15 protein-coding genes and 1 riboswitch are annotated in these 16,893 nt (G+C 67.1%); of the genes, 14 read left to right on the forward strand and 1 reads right to left on the reverse strand.

Annotation, left to right across the window (positions count from 1 at the left end):
* The 3 genes from ASF72_RS07520 to ndk form a co-directional block, all read left to right on the forward strand.
* Nucleotides 1–1,350 (forward strand): bifunctional folylpolyglutamate synthase/dihydrofolate synthase (locus ASF72_RS07520; protein ID WP_056597847.1); only part of this gene is annotated, 1,350 nt, incomplete at its 5' end.
* Between the two features lie 2 nt (nt 1,351–1,352).
* Nucleotides 1,353–1,817, forward strand: coding sequence for a DUF4233 domain-containing protein (locus ASF72_RS07525; protein WP_050684719.1), 465 nt, complete (start codon nt 1,353–1,355; stop codon nt 1,815–1,817).
* Between the two features lie 38 nt (nt 1,818–1,855).
* Complete coding sequence (gene ndk / locus ASF72_RS07530) at nt 1,856–2,269, forward strand: nucleoside-diphosphate kinase (protein ID WP_050684718.1); 414 nt, start codon at nt 1,856–1,858, stop codon at nt 2,267–2,269.
* A 113-nt stretch (nt 2,270–2,382) separates the two neighbouring features.
* Here the strand turns inward: ndk and ASF72_RS07535 are convergent, their stop codons facing one another.
* On the reverse strand, nt 2,383–3,054 hold the full coding sequence (locus tag ASF72_RS07535) for a vitamin K epoxide reductase family protein (RefSeq protein WP_056597812.1): 672 nt from the start codon (nt 3,052–3,054) through the stop codon (nt 2,383–2,385).
* 441 nt (nt 3,055–3,495) lie between these two features.
* Here ASF72_RS07535 and ASF72_RS07540 point away from each other — a divergent pair, with 441 nt between their 5' ends.
* The 11 genes from ASF72_RS07540 (at nt 3,496) to rsfS (ending at nt 16,717) form a co-directional block, all read left to right on the forward strand.
* Nucleotides 3,496–6,852, forward strand: a complete 3,357-nt coding sequence (locus ASF72_RS07540) for an Rne/Rng family ribonuclease (protein ID WP_056597813.1) — start codon at nt 3,496–3,498, stop codon at nt 6,850–6,852.
* Between the two features lie 124 nt (nt 6,853–6,976).
* A riboswitch (TPP riboswitch) is annotated at nt 6,977–7,074 on the forward strand.
* Nucleotides 7,064–8,620 carry a bifunctional hydroxymethylpyrimidine kinase/phosphomethylpyrimidine kinase gene (gene thiD, locus ASF72_RS07545; protein WP_082484114.1) on the forward strand — a complete coding sequence of 519 codons (1,557 nt, stop codon included), beginning with the start codon at nt 7,064–7,066 and terminating at the stop codon, nt 8,618–8,620. It overlaps the preceding riboswitch by 11 nt.
* A 263-nt stretch (nt 8,621–8,883) precedes the next feature.
* Complete coding sequence (gene rplU / locus ASF72_RS07550) at nt 8,884–9,192, forward strand: 50S ribosomal protein L21 (RefSeq protein WP_015937330.1); 309 nt, start codon at nt 8,884–8,886, stop codon at nt 9,190–9,192.
* Nucleotides 9,193–9,254: 62 nt separating this feature from the next.
* Nucleotides 9,255–9,518, forward strand: a complete 264-nt coding sequence (gene rpmA / locus ASF72_RS20005; protein WP_009372867.1) for a 50S ribosomal protein L27 — start codon at nt 9,255–9,257, stop codon at nt 9,516–9,518.
* A 116-nt stretch (nt 9,519–9,634) separates the two neighbouring features.
* Nucleotides 9,635–11,224, forward strand: coding sequence for a GTPase ObgE (obgE, locus tag ASF72_RS07560; protein ID WP_050686662.1), 1,590 nt, complete (start codon nt 9,635–9,637; stop codon nt 11,222–11,224).
* The gene (proB, locus tag ASF72_RS07565) at nt 11,214–12,353 is read left to right on the forward strand and encodes a glutamate 5-kinase (RefSeq protein ID WP_050686660.1); all 1,140 of its coding nucleotides are present in this window, start codon (nt 11,214–11,216) and stop codon (nt 12,351–12,353) included. Before obgE ends, proB begins: the two co-directional genes overlap by 11 nt.
* Before the next feature lie 26 nt (nt 12,354–12,379).
* Nucleotides 12,380–13,759 carry a glutamate-5-semialdehyde dehydrogenase gene (locus ASF72_RS07570; RefSeq protein WP_056597817.1) on the forward strand — a complete coding sequence of 460 codons (1,380 nt, stop codon included), beginning with the start codon at nt 12,380–12,382 and terminating at the stop codon, nt 13,757–13,759.
* 77 nt (nt 13,760–13,836) lie between these two features.
* Complete coding sequence (locus tag ASF72_RS07575; protein WP_050686656.1) at nt 13,837–14,070, forward strand: hypothetical protein; 234 nt, start codon at nt 13,837–13,839, stop codon at nt 14,068–14,070.
* Between the two features lie 58 nt (nt 14,071–14,128).
* Entirely contained in the window at nt 14,129–14,743 is a 615-nt protein-coding gene (nadD, locus tag ASF72_RS07580; RefSeq protein WP_050686654.1) for a nicotinate-nucleotide adenylyltransferase, read from the forward strand.
* 73 nt (nt 14,744–14,816) lie between these two features.
* Entirely contained in the window at nt 14,817–16,268 is a 1,452-nt protein-coding gene (locus tag ASF72_RS07585) for a hypothetical protein (RefSeq protein ID WP_327019592.1), read from the forward strand.
* 47 nt (nt 16,269–16,315) lie between these two features.
* Nucleotides 16,316–16,717, forward strand: a complete 402-nt coding sequence (rsfS, locus tag ASF72_RS07590) for a ribosome silencing factor (RefSeq protein ID WP_056597818.1) — start codon at nt 16,316–16,318, stop codon at nt 16,715–16,717.
* Nucleotides 16,718–16,893: the final 176 nt, after the last annotated feature.

Here is a 16,893-nt window from a genome sequence, read left to right on the forward strand (position 1 = left end):
GAATTTTCCGTAGAGAGCGTTTACGCCGAACTGCTGGGCCGTGCGCCCGAGAACAAGATGGAACCCCGGCTTGCGCCGCTGTTCCGGGCCATGGACGTCCTGGGGGAGCCCAATAAGGCGTACCCGATCATCCATGTGACCGGCACCAACGGCAAAACCTCCACGGCGCGGATGATCGAATCCGTGCTGCGGGCCCACGGCCTGAGCACCGGCCGCTACACCAGCCCCCATCTGACCAAGGTCACCGAACGGATCAGTATCGACGGGCACCCCGTCCCCGATGAGACCTTCGTCCGGATCTGGGACGAAATCAGGCCGTACCTGGAAATCGTGGACGCCGAGTTGGAAGCAGACAACCAGCCGCGGTTGACCTACTTCGAATGCCTCACCATCCTGGGCTTCGCCATCTTCGCCGACCAGCCCGTCAACGTGGCCGTCATCGAAGTTGGCCTGGGCGGCATTACCGACGCCACGAACGTGGGCGACGGCCAGGTCGCCGTGATCACGCCGATCTCACTGGACCACACCGACCTGCTGGGCGACACCACCGGCGACATCGCCCTGGAAAAGGCCGGCATCATCAAGCCCAACGGCTACCTCATCAGCGCCGCCCAGCCGTTGGACGCAGCCCAGGTCCTGCTGGAAAAGGCCCGCGACACCGGCGTTCCGTTCCGGTTCGAGGGCGTGGAGTTCGGCGTTGAGGACCGCACCGTTGCTGTGGGCGGCCAGATGGTCACCGTCCAGGGCATCGCCGGCCGGTACCCGGACCTGCTGGTCCCGCTGCACGGGGCGCACCAGGCGCAGAACGCAGCGGTGGCCGTCGCCGCGCTGGAGGCGTTCTTCGGCGGGGAAAAGGAGCTCGACTTCGAGGTCCTGCAGGAAGGCTTCGCCGCTGTCACGTCGCCGGGCCGGCTGGAAGTGGTGCGCACCGCGCCCACCATCATCGTGGACGCTGCGCACAACCCGGACGGCATCAAGGCGTCCGCCGCTGCCATCCAGGAAGCCTTCACCTTCACCCGGCTGGTTCCGGTGGTGGGTGTGCTCAAGGAAAAGGACGCCGAGGAGATCCTCCGCCAGCTCAAGGAGTCCCTGGGCGGGGAAGCCGAGGAATTCTGCTTCACGCAATCAAACTCCCCGCGTGCGGTTCCCGCAGCCGAACTCGCCGAGCTGGCCATCGAAATGGGCTTCGGTGAAGACAACGTGCATGTGGCCGAAAAGCTGGACGACGCCATCGAATGGGCAGTCGAACGCGCCGAAGCCAACGATGACCTGTCCGGCGCCGTCCTGGTGACCGGCTCCATCACGTTGGTGGCTGAAGCGCGGATCCTGCTCGGGAAGACGGAGGCTTAGCGGTGGCCAAGCTGACCAAGGCGCAGCGCGACTGGCGCCCGGGCATGCCCAAAAAACGCCGGTCCACCAAGGTGATGTTCGCTTCCACGGTCCTGCTCCTGGAAGCGTTTGTGATGTTCTTCGCCACCCTGGCCGTATTCGGCCTGCGGCGGGCGGAGTTCGCCCCCGGCCTCATCCTGGGCGTGGGCATCGGCCTGAGCGTGGTGATGATCCTGGCCTGCGCTGTCCTGCGCAAACCCTGGGGCATCGGATTGGGCTGGGTCCTCCAGCTGGTCCTGATCCTGACGGGAATCTTCGAGCCCGCCATGTTCCTGGTAGGCGTGCTCTTTGCGCTTGCCTGGTGGTACGGGATCCGGACCGGCACCCGGCTGGACCGGGAAGCAGCCCAACGGGCGCGCGACCAGGCCGAATGGGAAACAGCCCACCCGGACCAGGCCGCCGGATCCAGCCCGCCGCAGTCCCCGTAGACTTATCCCGAAACCCCCACCAACGCATTGGAGCAGTTGTGACTACAGAGCGCACCCTCGTCCTGATCAAGCCCGACGGCGTCGCCCGTAACCTGACCGGCGCCGTCCTGGCCCGGATCGAAGCCAAGGGATACACCCTGCTGGAGCTGAAGAAGGTCGAAGCCACCCGCGAACTCCTGGAGCAGCACTATGAGGAGCACGTGGGCAAGCCCTTCTACGAGCCGCTCGTGGAATTTATGCTCAGCGGCCCCGTTGTGGCGGCCATCTTCGAAGGCCACCGCGTCATTGAGGGCTTCCGCTCACTGGCGGGCACCACCGATCCCACCACCGCGGCCCCCGGCACCATCCGTGGCGACTTCGGCCGGGACTGGGGCCTGAAGGTCCAGCAGAACCTGGTGCACGGCTCCGATTCGCCCGAGTCAGCCGAGCGGGAAATCGCGATCTGGTTCTAAGTCCCCACCTGCCCGTCCCGCGAGATGACACTTAAGGCCAATGTTCCCGAGGAACATTGGCCTTAAGTGTCATCTCGCGCAGGAGAGGACGGGTGCGGTGGGTGAACGCCGGGCTAGTAGCCTGAGGTTCCGGCGAACACCTGGATGAAGGCGAAGAAGATGGTGGCGGCAACCGCCACGTACAGCAGGGCGGTGATGATCCAGCCGGACTCACCCAGGATCCGTGCGGCGCCCGCGGGCAGGCGGATCACAGCGTGCGTGACGTTCCTGGCGGTGACCCAGACGGTCAGCGGGATCATGGCAGCCCACACGATCATGCACAGCGGGCACAGGATGTGGATGTCGTACAGGGCCTGGGACCAGAGCCACACCACAAACGCGAAGCCCAGGGTGACGCCTGCCTGCAGGCCCAGCCAGTACCAGCGGGAGAATTTCGCCCCGGACAGCAGCCCCATGCCCGTGGTGATGATCACGGCGAAGGCGACGATACCAATGAACATGTTGGGGAAGCCGAACAGCGAGCTTTGCCACGTGGTCATGACCTGGCCGCAGGAAATCCACGGGTTAACATCGCACACCGTGGTGTGGTTGGGATCCTGCAGGACCGCCAGCTTCTCCAGGACCAGGGTCCCTGATGCCAGCCAGCCGATGGCGCCGGTGATGACCAGCAGCCACGCGAACGGCCGGTCGCGGGTCATGGTGGGCACCGACGGGGTGCGGCCGGGTTTGCGGTCCGGATCCCGGTCTGTGGCCTGACCGCCGCTGAGTGGTGAAATGCTGGGCATCGGTATGCGTCCTTTTCGTGGGGGTGCTCCTTGCCCGATTGTAACGCCGCCTGCTGGCAGGCCCCTTCAGGTCCGGCGGACGGACGGACCGGCCTCCGCCATGATTTACCCGGCGTATGAGAGAATGGTCATGGCTGGAAGCCGATCCACATTCGGCACTCCGGTCCGGTGGCTTGTTCCCAAGACCGCCAATGATGCGCAGGGTACGGTTCGGTGCTTCCGGACCAGGTTCCCGCGACGCCATTGAGCGGCACCTGGTTGTCTCGAGGAGAGCAACGGGTTTTCAGAACATCCCGCCGGCCTCCACGGGCTGCCGCACCCCAACGCCGGTGCGAACCTGGAGGTATCCACTTGACTTCTGTCAACGCCCGCGGGTTTTGACAATATATGCCCCAATGGGTGCCGGATGTGGCGGTACGTCAGGGGCAGGAGTTGCCACATATGGAAAATGAACAGGTTTCAGCCGTTACTGAAGATGCTGCGGCAGGCGAAGCCGCCACAGCGCCGAAGAAAGCAACCCGGACCCGCCGCAAGGTTGCCCCCAAGGCCGCGGCAGACACCGCCGACGCCGGCACTGCAGGAGCCGAAGAAGGTGCCACAACGGCCGCCCCGGGTTCCGACACGCCGGCCGCAGCGGAAACCAAGGCTCCGGTCCGCCGGACCCGCGCCCGCAAGAAGCCCGAGGCAGCCGAGCCGCTGCCGGCCTTCGCCGAGGACGCCGCCCCGCTGGCAGACATCCCCGCAGCCGCACCAGCCGCCGCAGCTGAGCCGGCGCCTGCCGCGACGGAGGCGGAACCGGAAACCAAGCCGGTGCGCCGCCGCCGGGTAGCCACCCGGAAGACTTCCGCACCAGCCACCGAGCCGGCCGCGCAGGCCCCGGCCACCGAATCCGTCGCCCCCGCGGCAGCAGCTCCGGCCATAGCGGAGCCGGTTGTGGCGGAGCCCGTCCTCGCGGAGCCCACCCTCGAGGCTCCCGAGGTCGCCGAAGAAGCCCTGAACGCGCACGTCTCGGCCGGGCCGGTTCCGGCAGCCGACGCACAGGCTCCCGACGAAACGCCCCTCAGCACCCCTCTCGAAGCCCCCGCTGCGCAGGGCTCCGACGATTCCGCCACGGCATCGCTGTCCGCCTTCGGTTCCCTGTTTATGGAGCCCGGCGCCGGTTCCTCCGTTCTTTTCCAGGCCCCGGACCTCACCACGGTGGTGCGCCCCGCTGCTGCCGTTGAAGAGCCGGATGAGGACGACGCCGAGGACGGCGACCAGGACGATTCCGCCAGCCGCCGCCGGCGCCGCAGCCGCGGCCGCCGGGGACGCAGCCGCCTGGACCGCGACGCCACCGACACCGGCGACGGTGACGATGCCGGCTCCGATGAGCAGGACGAAGACGATTCCGACGCGGCCGGCCAGCTGGACGACGGCGTGACCTCCCGCCGTCGCCGGCGCCGCCGCCGCGGCGACCAGGACCTGGAACTGACCGGAGGCGGCGATGACGACCCGCCCAACACGGTGACCCGCGTCCGCGCCCCCCGTGCAGCCAGCGAGCCCGTGGTCAACAACCGGGTGACGAGCGTTAAGGGCTCCACCCGCCTGGAGGCCAAGAAGCAGCGCCGCCGCGAATCCCGCGACACCGGCCGCCGCCGTACCGTGATCACGGAGGCTGAGTTCCTGGCCCGCCGTGAATCGGTGGACCGTCAGATGATCGTCCGCCAGCGCGACGACAGAATCCAGATCGCGGTCCTCGAGGACGGTGTCCTGGCCGAGCACTTTGTGTCCAAGACCCAGCAGGATTCCCTGATCGGCAACGTCTACCTGGGCAAGGTCCAGAACGTCCTGCCCTCCATGGAAGCCGCTTTTGTGGACATCGGACGCGGCCGCAATGCCGTCCTGTACGCCGGCGAGGTCAACTGGGACGCCGTCAACCTTGAAGGCAAGCAGCGCCGCATCGAGAACGCCCTCAAGTCCGGCGACACCGTCCTGGTCCAGGTGACCAAGGACCCCGTGGGCCACAAGGGTGCCCGCCTCACCAGCCAGATTTCCCTGCCGGGCCGTTACCTGGTGTACGTCCCCGGCGGTTCCATGACCGGTATCTCCCGCAAGCTGCCCGACGTCGAACGCAACCGCCTCAAGCGGATCCTTAAGGACCGACTGCCGGAGCACGCCGGTGTCATCGTCCGCACCGCAGCCGAAGGTGCCTCCGAGGAGGAGCTGACGCACGACATCAACCGGCTGCGCGCCCAGTGGGAAGGCATCGAAAGCCAGTCCACCTCCACCAAGATCCTCGCCCCGGAACTGCTGTACGGCGAACCGGACCTCACCATCAAGGTGGTCCGCGACGTTTTCAACGAGGACTTCTCCAAGCTGATCGTCTCCGGCGAGGAAGCCTGGGACACCATCGAGGCGTACGTGACCTACGTTGCCCCGGACCTGGTGGGCCGGTTGGAAAAGTGGACCAAGGACCAGGACATCTTCGCTGCCTGGCGCATCGACGAGCAGATCCACAAGGCCCTGGAGCGCAAGGTTTTCCTGCCCTCCGGCGGTTCCCTGGTGATCGACCGCACCGAAGCCATGACCGTGGTGGATGTCAACACCGGCAAGTTCACCGGCAGCGGCGGCAACCTCGAAGAGACCGTCACGAAGAACAACCTGGAAGCTGCCGAGGAAGTGGTCCGCCAGCTCCGGCTCCGTGACATCGGCGGCATCATCGTCATCGACTTCATCGACATGGTCCTGGAATCCAACCGTGACCTGGTGCTGCGCCGCATGGTGGAATGCCTGGGCCGGGACCGGACCAAGCACCAAGTGGCCGAAGTGACCTCGCTGGGCCTGGTCCAGATGACCCGCAAACGCATGGGCACCGGGCTCCTGGAAGTCTTCGGCGAGCAGTGCGAGGCCTGCGCCGGGCGCGGTGTGGTCACCCACGACGACCCGGTGGAGCACCGCCGCGCCACGATTGTGGCAGCCGAGCACCACGTCCAGCGCGCCGACACCCGGCAGGAACACCGTCCCAACGATTTCCGCAGCCCGGAGCCCCGCCCCGAACGCGTTGACAACAACCAGCAGGGCACACGCCCGGAGCGCAAGCGCCGCCGCGGCCGTGGCGGCCAGCAGCCCGAGCTGGCGCCGGCAGCCCCGGTCCAGGCGCACACCGTGCACCCGGAACCCGTGGACCCGGAGCGGCACGCCAAGGCTGAAGCCACCCGGCTGGCCCTGGCGAACATCGCAGCAGCCGCGCACGCCGCGCACCTGCACGACGACGAAATCGCCGCCGCCAGGCAGGTACCCGCCACGCCCGTGGACGCCGGTTCGCACGACGCCGACGCTCCCGCACGCCCCGGGGCGGTGCTGACCTTCGGGGGAGAGGAAGTTGTCCTTCCGTTTGTTGAGCACGCCGGTGACCAGCAGTCGCAGCCGGCGCTCACGCTGGACCGCCTGGCCGAAGCCTTCGCGCACCTCGGCGAACCGCTGACGGCACCTGCAGCTGCTCCCGCAGCGGCAGCACCCGTTGCAGCTGCGCCGGATGCAGTCCCCGTTGCTGCGCCCGCCGCAGCCCCGGAAAAGGACTACTCAGACCACACGCTGGAGCAGTCAACGCAGCGCCGGCCGCGCCGCAACCGCAGTGCCAGCCGTGCCCAGGGCGCAGCCAACGAAACCTCGGTGCAGCAGCACCAGAGTGCGCCGTCGGCCACCCCTGCGCACACCCATTCCGCAAAGGCACCGGAGCCCGCGGCGGCTGCCGCCGCCAAGGCACCGGCCGCTGCACCCATCATCCTGGGTGTGGGCGTTCCGGCGTCGGAGCTCTAGGGACCAGGGGCACTGTCCCACCTGCATCGGAGGCCCGGAACCGCACATCAGTGCCGGTTCCGGGCCTCCGGCGTTTTAAGACAGGCAGCGACTTTCCCGCACCGGTGGTGGAACAGCTAGGCTGGGGACCGACACGGGGTGCCGCGCACAGGGCCGGCTGAGATCCACACCCGTTGAACCTGTCCGGTTAGCACCGGCGAAGGGATGTCTCTTGTCTTCGACCCTTACCGCGCCTGGCGCAGCCACACCTGCTGCTGCCACCACGCCTGCTGCGGACACCTCCGAAGCCATTCGCCGGGACATTCCCCGGGTGCTCTCCATCGCCGGTTCCGACCCGTCCGGTGGGGCAGGGGTGCAGGCGGACCTTAAAAGCATCGCTGCGCACGGTGGCTATGGAATGGCCGCCATTACGGCCCTCACGGCGCAAAACACCCTGGGGGTGCAGGCTGTCCATATCCCGCCGGCGGACTTCCTGGCCCGGCAGCTTGAAGCTGTCAGCGCGGACATCACCATCGACGCCGTCAAAATCGGCATGCTGGGCGATGCTGACTCCATCCGCACCGTCCGCACCTGGCTCGAGGAGGTGCGGCCCGCCGTTGTGGTCCTTGATCCCGTTATGGTGGCCACCAGCGGCGACAGGCTGCTGCAGGCTCCGGCGGAGACAGCGCTGCGGGAACTGCTGCCGCTGGCGCACCTGATCACCCCCAACCTGGCCGAACTTGCTGTCCTGGTGGACGGCGACGTCCAACAGACCTGGGCGGGGGCACTGGACCAGGGAAGGCTCCTGGCCCTCGCTACCGGGGCCACCATCCTGGTCAAAGGCGGCCACCTGCAGGGACCGGGCTGCCCTGACGCGCTGGTGAACACGGCGGGCCTGCTTGGCCCCGAGGTGGTGGAAGTGCCGGGCGCGAGGGTGGATACCCGGAACAGCCACGGCACCGGGTGCTCGCTGTCCTCTGCCATGGCCACGGTGCAGGCGCGGCTGGGGGACTGGGAAGCCGCGCTGCGCGAAGTTAAGCCGTGGCTGGCCGGTGCCCTTTCGGCGTCGGACCGGCTGGGTGTCGGCGCCGGCAACGGACCGGTCCACCACTTCCACCACCTCACGGCCGTCCCGGCGCCCGGCCGGTTCGAGGCGCTGCTGTGGAAGGAAGCCGCCGCGGACCTGGCGGCCATCTACGAACTGCCGTTCATCAAGGGCCTGGTCTCCGGCACGCTCCCGGAGCGTGAGTTCGCTTACTACCTCTCCCAGGATGCGCTGTACCTTAACGGCTACTCGCGGGTCCTGGCCCGCGCCAGCGCCTTGGCACCCACCGAAGCCGAACAGCTGTTCTGGGCGGGCTCCGCGCAGCAATGCCTTGAGGTCGAGTCGGAGCTGCACCGGACCTGGCTGGCGTCGCGGACCATCCAGCCGGACCTTGGCCCCGTCACCAAGTCCTACGTCGACCACCTGGCCGCGGCCTCGGCGTCGGGCGGTTACGCGGTGCTGGCCGCCGCGGTCCTGCCGTGCTTCTGGCTCTACGCGGAAGTCGGCCGGACGCTCCATGCACAGTTCGTCGCGGCGGGGGAGCCGGCGGGGCACCCCTACGCGGCCTGGCTGCGGACGTACGCCGACGAGGACTTTGCTGCGGCAACCAGGCGGGCGATCGGCATTGTTGATGAAGCCGCCCGCAACTCCTCCGAAGCCGGGCGGGCAGCCATGGTGGACGCCTTCCGGCACTCCTGCCGGCTTGAAGTGGAATTCTTCGACGCGCCGCGGCTGCACTCCTGAACGCGGGCCGGCTCCGGTACCGGTACTATGGTGGGGCACGGTACCGCGCCGGTACATGCCTGTGGTTGCTATCACAGGCGACCCGCCGCTGCCAGCCTCATTTGCAGCCGACGACGGAATTAGCGTATTCTTGATCTTCGGTGCTTACGCCAACACTTGGGTTATGACCCCACGGCGTTGAGGCACAGCGAGAAACCAGCCATTTACGAGTTGGATTCCGCACGCAAATTTAGTAATAAACGTCGAGAGAAGTGAGTTCCCAAGTGGTGTACGCGATTGTCCGCGCAGGCGGCCGGCAAGAGAAGGTTTCCGTTGGAGACTTCGTTACCCTGAACCGCGTCGCCGGTGGAGCTGGCAGCACCATTGAGCTGCCCGCGCTGCTCCTGGTGGATGGTGACAAGATCACCACCGCTGCTGCTGACCTGGCCAAGGTGACCGTAACGGCTGAGATCCTTCAGGACCTCCGTGGTCCGAAGATTGTCATCCAGAAGTTCAAGAACAAGACCGGGTACAAGAAGCGCCAGGGTCACCGTCAGGAACTGACCAAGGTCAAGATCACTGGCATCAAGTAACCACCCGGTTTCCGTTTCGGTTTTTCAGCAGATTCCCCAGAATTTAGAGGCAGGCATTACAGATGGCACATAAAAAGGGCGCGAGCTCCACTCGCAACGGCCGTGATTCAAACGCTCAGTACCTGGGCGTCAAGCGCTTCGGTGGCCAGGTTGTTTCGGCCGGCGAGATCATCGTCCGCCAGCGCGGCACCCACTTCCACCCGGGTGCCGGCGTAGGCCGCGGCGGCGACGACACCTTGTTCGCGCTGACCCCGGGAGCCGTTGAATTCGGCACCCGCCGCGGTCGTCGCGTCGTCAACATCGTTGCTGCTGCAGCTGCAGAGTAACACCAAGTTCTGAAGCGGTGGAGCGGGCCTGATGGTCCGCTCCACTGTTCTTTTAACCGCATTACAATCGTTTTGGCGCCCACAGGCTGCCAGGAAACAGCACTGAGGAGATCCACGTGGCCAGCTTTGTAGACCGGGTAGTACTGCACGTATCCGGCGGTACCGGCGGCCACGGGTGTGTTTCCGTCCACCGCGAGAAGTTCAAGCCCCTGGGCGGGCCCGACGGCGGCAACGGCGGCGACGGCGGCAACGTCATCCTCCGCGTCGACCACCAGACCACGACGCTGCTGGACTACCACCACGCACCGCACCGGCACGCCACCAACGGTGGACCCGGCATGGGCGACTGGCGCGGCGGCAAGAACGGCGAAACCCTGATCCTCCCGGTTCCCGACGGCACCGTGGTCAAGTCCAAGGACGGCACCGTCCTGGCCGACCTCGTTGGCGAAGGAACCGAATACGTTGCCGCCGCAGGCGGCCTGGGCGGCCTGGGCAACGCAGCCCTGTCCTCCCAGAAACGCCGCGCACCGGGCTTCGCCCTGCTCGGCATTGAAGGCGAATCCAGCGACGTTGTCCTGGAACTGAAATCCATTGCCGATATCGCCTTGGTGGGCTTCCCGTCCGCCGGCAAGTCCAGCCTCATCGCCGCGATGTCAGCCGCCCGGCCCAAGATCGCCGACTACCCGTTCACCACCCTGATCCCCAACCTCGGTGTGGTCCAGGCCGGCGAAGTCCGCTTCACCATCGCCGACGTTCCCGGCCTGATCGAAGGCGCGTCCGAAGGCAAGGGCCTTGGCCACCACTTCCTGCGCCACGTGGAGCGTTGCGCTGCCCTGGTGCACGTCCTGGACTGCGGCACCCTCGAATCGGACCGCGACCCGCTCTCCGACCTCGCCGTCATCGAAGCCGAGCTCGAAAAGTACGCTGTGGACATGAGCTACGCCGGCCAGGACGGCGAAGTTGTGCCCCTGAACCACCGTCCCCGGCTGGTGGCACTGAACAAGGTGGACCTCCCCGACGGCAAGGACATGGCCGAATTCGTCCGCCCCGAGCTGGAATCCCGCGGCTACCGCGTCTTCGAAATCTCCGCCACGAGCCACGAGGGCCTGCGCCAGCTGGGCTTCGCCATGGCTGAGATCGTCAAGGCCGCCCGCGACTCGCTGGCCGCTGCACCGCCCAAGGTGCAGCCGCCCGTGCTCCGCCCCCGGGCCGTCAACGAATCCGGCTTCAAGATCCGTCGGGAGGAAAAGGCCCTGGAGCCGCTGTTCCGCGTCATTGGCGACAAGCCGGTGCGCTGGGTCAAGCAGACCGACTTCACCAACGAAGAAGCCATCGGCTACCTCGCGGACCGGCTGGCCAAGCTGGGCGTCGAAACCGAACTGTTCAAGCAGGGCGCCAAGCCCGGCGACATGGTGGTCATCGGCGAGGACGACGGCGTTGTCTTCGACTGGGAACCCACCATGATGGCCGGCGCGGAACTCCTGGCCTCCCCGCGCGGCACCGACGTCCGCTTCGCCGACATCGGCGACCGCCCCACCCGCGGCCAGAAGCGCGACGAGCAGCAGGAACGCAAGGACGCCAGGGCCGCCACCAGGGCCGAACTCGAGGCCGAGCGCAAGGCCGGCATCTGGACCGAGTCCGTGAGCAGCCGCCGCGTAGCGAAGCCCCTCAAGGAGAGTGGACTGGGCGCAGACGATGACCAGTAGCGCCCTGCCCGGCGCGGCCCTGGACCGAAGTGTCTTCGCCCAGGCCCGCCGGATCGTGGTCAAGGTGGGTTCCTCGTCGCTCACCAGCATCAAAGGCGGCATCTCCGAGCAGTCCCTGACGGCCCTCGCTGACGCCCTGGCCGCCAAGCGCAATGCAGGCACCGAGATCATCCTGGTCTCCTCCGGCGCCATCGCGGCGGGCCTGGCGCCCCTTGGCCTGGCCAAACGCCCCCGCGACCTGGCCACCCAGCAGGCCGCGGCAAGCGTAGGCCAGGGCCTGCTGATGGCACGCTACACCCAGGCCTTCGGCGCCCACGGCGTCACTGTCAGCCAGGTGCTGCTGACCGCAGAGGACCTGATGCGGCGCAGCCAGCACACCAACGCCTTCCGCGCCCTGAACCGGCTGCTGAACCTCGGCGTGGTTCCGGTGGTCAACGAAAATGACACCGTCGCCACCCACGAGATCCGGTTCGGTGACAACGACCGGCTCGCCGCCCTCGTGGCGCACCTGGTCCGTGCGGACGCGCTGGTCCTGCTGTCCGACGTCGACTCCCTCTATGACGGGCCGCCCGCCCAAGGTGCCACCCGGATTCCCCTGGTCACCGGTCCGCGCGACCTCGAGGCAGTGTCGATCGGCAAAGCCGGCAAGGCCGGGGTGGGAACTGGCGGGATGCTCACCAAGGTGGAAGCCGCCAGCATGGCTGCGGGCTCCGGGATCCACACCCTGGTGACCTCCACACCTAACGCCGCCGCTGCGCTGCGCGGCGAGGACGTTGGCACCTGGTTCACGGTGAACGGCGCGCGCAAACCCGTCAGGCTGCTGTGGCTGGCCCATGTGGCCTCCGTCCAGGGCCGCCTGGTCCTCGACGACGGCGCCGTCCAGGCCGTCCGCCACCGCCACACCTCCTTGCTGCCGGCCGGCATCTCGGCTGTGCAGGGCGACTTCGAGGCCGGCGACGCCGTGGAGATCGCCGGTGCCGACGGCGTTGTCGTGGCCCGCGGCCTGGTGAACTACTCGGCCGTTGAGCTGCCGCGCATGCTGGGCCGGTCCACCCGGGACCTTGGGGAAGAGCTCGGCACAGGCTATGACCGGGAAGTTGTTCATGTTGACGACCTGGTGCTGGTGTAAGCCCCGTCCTCGCCTAAACTTGAAGGATGACTGAGGCCCTGACCCACGCAGCTGCTGACACCTCCGAAAACACCGCCGCCGGTTTCCCGGCGGACGCCGTGGCGCCGGCCGCCGCGCCGGTGACGGTTGATGCCCCGCTGTCCGCGGCTGACGTCGAGGCAGCAGTGCATGCCATCGCTGACCGCTCCCGCAAGGCCTCACGCCGGATGGCCATGGCCAACCGGGCGTGGAAGGACCGCGGCCTCGAGGCCATCGGCAAGGCCCTGCAGGACAGCGCCGACGTCATCCTTGCCGCCAACGCCCGCGACGTTGCGGCAGGCAAAACCAACGGTACCTCCGCAGCCATGCTCGACCGGCTCACCCTCACCAGGACCCGCATCGCCGGGCTGGTGTCCGCGCTGGACAACCTTGCCGGCCTGCCCGATCCCGTAGGCAACGTGGTCCGCGGCCAGACCCTTCCCAACGGGCTGCGGCTCCGCCAGGTCAACGTTCCCATGGGTGTGGTGGCGGCCATCTACGAGGCCCGTCCCAACGTCACCGTGGACATCGCCGGCCTGGCGCTCAAAAGCGGCAACGCCGTGATCCTTCGGGGCGGCAGCGCTGCTGAAGCCACCAACGGCGTCCTGGTGCGGGTGCTGCGCGAAGCCCTGGAATCCGTGGGCCTGCCCGCCGACGCCGTCCAGACCGTGGACCAGTACGGCCGCGCCGGGGCCACGGTGCTGATGCGTGCCCGCGGCAGGGTTGATGTCCTGATTCCCCGCGGCGGCCGCGAGCTGATCCAGACCGTGGTCACCAACTCCGCGGTCCCCGTCATCGAAACGGGGGAGGGCAACGTCCACATTTTCATCGACGAGTCCGCCGGCGTGGACATGGCAGTGGAGATCCTGCTGAACGCCAAGACCCAGCGCCCCAGCGTCTGCAACACCGTGGAAACGCTTCTGGTGCACTCTGGCTCCACCGTCCTGCCCGCCGTCGCCGCTGCCCTGCAGGCCGCGGGGGTCCGGCTGCACGCCGACGAGCGGATCCGCGCCGCCCTGCCCGCGTCCATCGAGTCCGTTCCGGCCACGGACGTGGACTGGGGCACGGAGTACATGGACCTGGACCTTGCCGTCGCCATGGTGGACACCCTTGACGACGCCGTCAGCCATATCCGGAAGTGGTCCACGGGCCACACCGAAGCCATCCTGACCAACGACCTCGCCAACGCCGAACGCTTCATCGCTGAGATTGACTCCGCCGCAGTGATCGTCAACGCGTCCACCCGGTTCACCGACGGCGGGGAACTGGGCCTGGGGGCCGAAGTGGGCATCTCTACCCAAAAGCTGCACGCCCGCGGCCCCATGGGACTGACGGAGCTGACCACCACCAAATGGATCGTCCAGGGCGAAGGCCAGGTCCGCGGGTAGCAACGCGGTAATATAGACCAGAAGCCTGCAGCAGCGCGTTTGCCGCTGCCCGAAAACCTTGAGCCTTAGGGGAGAAAATGCTGTTCCAGCAGATCGCCATGTCAGTTGCCGCAGAAGGCGAAGAGCACGAACTCGCTCCGCTGTGGGCCGAGCCGTGGGTTTTCGGCGCGGTCATTTTCGGCATCCTGCTGGTGCTGATGTTCATCACCTTGTCCTACTCCAACCTGGGCAACCGCCACAGCATCACCGAGGAGCACGCGGATCCGCACCGCCAGCACCCCAACAAGCACGATCACGGGCAGGGCCACTAACATTTCCGGCGTTCTCCACCACAGCGGTGCAGCCAAGGGCAGGCTCCGGCTGGGCGTTATGGGCGGGACGTTTGATCCCATCCACCACGGACACCTGGTGGCTGCCAGCGAGGTTGCTGCGCAGTTTAACCTTGATGAAGTTGTGTTTGTGCCCACCGGGCAGCCCTGGCAGAAATCGCACAAGCAGGTCAGTGATTCAGAGCACCGCTACCTGATGACAGTGATTGCCACGGCTTCAAACCCGCGGTTCACGGTCAGCAGGGTGGATGTGGAGCGGCCCGGCCCCACATACACCATCGATACCCTCCGCGACCTGCGGGCCCAGCGCCCGGATGCGGACCTCTTCTTCATCACGGGCGCGGACGCCCTGGCGCAGATCCTGTCCTGGAAGGACATCGACGAACTGTGGTCGCTGGCCCACTTTGTGGGGGTCACCCGGCCCGGGCACGTCCTGGACGGGATGGGCCGCACGGACGTCAGCCTCCTTGAGGTGCCGGCCATGGCGATTTCCTCCACCGATTGCCGCACCCGCGTGGCGGGGAACAACCCCGTGTGGTACCTGGTGCCTGACGGTGTGGTCCAGTACATCGCCAAGTACGGCCTGTATGCGGACGAGCGCACCGCCGTCACCAATCCAACTTCCGAAGCACGTGAACCCGCCAGTACCGAATGAGTCCCTAATGAGTCAGGAACAGCCAACCTTCCGTAGCCGCCGGGAACTCCGCCAGGCAAGGGAAGCTGGACAGGTGTCCGCGCAAGTCGACCAGCTTCCCGCTGCCGGCCAGCCGGATGCTGCGCCCCTGCCTGCCACAAAACAGGCCGAAACCAAGCAGCCTGACTCGGCGGCGCCTTCCGTAAAGCAGGGCCAGGGCGGGCAACCGCAGGCAAAGCGGCCCGCCGCGGCCAAGCCCGTTCCGGTGAAACCGGCACCCACCAAGGCTGTTCCTGCGGCGGCAGCTCCAGCGAAGCCCGTCCCGGCCAAGCCGGCCGGCCCGGCCGCTTCATCAAAGGCTCCTGCAGCGAAACCCGGACCAGCCAAGCCGCAACCGGCCAAGCCCGCTCCTGTGAAGCCTGAAGCGGCCAAGCCTGAAGCGGCTAAGCCCGCTGCGGTGAAGCCTGAAGCGGCCAAGCCCGCTGCGGTGAAGCCTGAAGCGGCCAAGCCCGTTGCCGCCAAGGCTGAACAGGCTAAACCGGATCCGGCCAAGCCTGCCCCTGCCAAGCGAGCCGCCAACAAACCTGCTGTTGCCGCACCGGAGGATACGTTCACCCAGCGGTCCTCCCAGATCCGTGCCCGCGACCGTGCGGCCCTGCGCACGCTGAAGGAGCAGGAAATTGCAGACGGGCAGCAGGCCGACGGCGGTCCGCTCACCCGCCGCCAAATCCGCCTGCAGCAGCTCAAGGAGCAGGCCCTTACGGCTGCCACTCCAATCGTTCCGGCGCCGGAGCAGGCCTCCGCAGGCCAGCTTGCCAAGCCCGCTGTCCCTGCCGCACCGGGCACCGCGCCTGGCCCCAAGGGCATGACGGTGGAACAGGCACTGGCTGCGCGGGCACTGATTGCCGAGCAGGCCAGGAACCAGATCGCCAAGATGGAGCACATTGCTTCACTGGACCCTAAGACCGCGGATCCCGAAGCCGTGGACCCCGCAGTCCTGGCTGAGCAGGTGGCACTTGCTGAGCGGGCGGCCGCGGTCAACCGGCGGGCCGGGGCAAGCAAGCCGGCACCGTCCACCGCAGATAACCTGGCCATGGTGACACCCCTGGAGTTTGTCGAAGTACCTGGCTTCGACCGGCCGGTCATGAAGCGCCCCGCCACGTCCCATGTTCCAGTGGTCACCCGGCCCGGTAGCAAAGTCGCCTCCGGACCGGGCCGTAAAAACCCGCCCGGACCGCGCGCCGGACGGCCCGCCCCGGACGCCGGCACCAGCCCGTCCCAGGTGATTGCCCGGGCGGAAGCTGCCGCACGGAAAGCTGCGGCCCCCGTTCCAGGCGTTCCAGCCGAAAGCTCTCCAGACGACCTCTTTGCGGACCTGCCACGCATCCCGGCCGCATCCGCGCATGGGCTGGACCCCCTCGACGCTGCCACCGCTGGGCTCGGCCGGGCGCAGCGGAACCGCCTGCTTCAACTCTGCATCCTGGTTTTTGGCATCGTGGCACTCGTCTCGGGCATTGTCCTGATCATCAGCGGCATGTCCCGCTGACCGGCTCCGCCGAACATCACAGCTTTTAATAACAACAAGGAAGTCCCATGACTGCTACAGAATCATCCATCAGCATTGCCCGTACCGCCGCCAAGGCTGCCGCCGACAAGATCGCCCAGGACATCGTGGCGTTGGACGTCAGTGAGCGCCTGGCGCTGGCCGATGTGTTCCTGATCGCCTCGGCACCGAGCGAACGCCAGGTCAACGCCATCGTTGATGGCATCGAAGAGGAACTCGCCAAGCAGGACCTCCGTCCCGTGCGTCGCGAAGGCCGCTCCGGTGGCCGCTGGGTCCTGCTGGACTACGCGGACATCGTCATCCACGTACAGCACGAGGAAGACCGTGTTTTCTACGCCCTGGAGCGCCTGTGGAAGGACTGCCCCGTTGTGGATCTCCAGCTCGGGGATGACACGTCCGCTAAGGCTGCAGTTACGGCCGAGGGCGAATAGTTCCGCACCATCCGGGCGAATATACCCGATTTGGAATTTTCGGAATTGCTGTTCTAAGATATTTGAGTTGCTTCGGGGAAACCCGGGAAAACATCGAAGAACAGCAGTAGTTCGGGGCTGTGGCGCAGCTGGTAGCGCACCTGCATGGCATGCAGGGGGTCAGGGGTTCGAGTCCC

Origin of the sequence: Arthrobacter sp. Leaf141 (assembly GCF_001424565.1) — a bacterium.
Classification (GTDB): Bacteria; Actinomycetota; Actinomycetes; order Actinomycetales; family Micrococcaceae; genus Arthrobacter.

Excerpts from the sequence above, each read along its gene's own strand:
- ASF72_RS07535 (WP_056597812.1), bottom strand. The coding sequence starts at position 3,054 with ATGCCCAGCATTTCACCACTCAGCGGCGGTCAGGCCACAGACCGGGAT.
- ASF72_RS07540 (WP_056597813.1), top strand. The coding sequence starts at position 3,496 with ATGGAAAATGAACAGGTTTCAGCCGTTACTGAAGATGCTGCGGCAGGC.
- rpmA (WP_009372867.1), top strand. The coding sequence starts at position 9,255 with ATGGCACATAAAAAGGGCGCGAGCTCCACTCGCAACGGCCGTGATTCA.
- proB (WP_050686660.1), top strand. The coding sequence starts at position 11,214 with ATGACCAGTAGCGCCCTGCCCGGCGCGGCCCTGGACCGAAGTGTCTTC.
- ASF72_RS07570 (WP_056597817.1), top strand. The coding sequence starts at position 12,380 with ATGACTGAGGCCCTGACCCACGCAGCTGCTGACACCTCCGAAAACACC.
- ASF72_RS07575 (WP_050686656.1), top strand. The coding sequence starts at position 13,837 with ATGCTGTTCCAGCAGATCGCCATGTCAGTTGCCGCAGAAGGCGAAGAG.
- nadD (WP_050686654.1), top strand. The coding sequence starts at position 14,129 with ATGGGCGGGACGTTTGATCCCATCCACCACGGACACCTGGTGGCTGCC.
- rsfS (WP_056597818.1), top strand. The coding sequence starts at position 16,316 with ATGACTGCTACAGAATCATCCATCAGCATTGCCCGTACCGCCGCCAAG.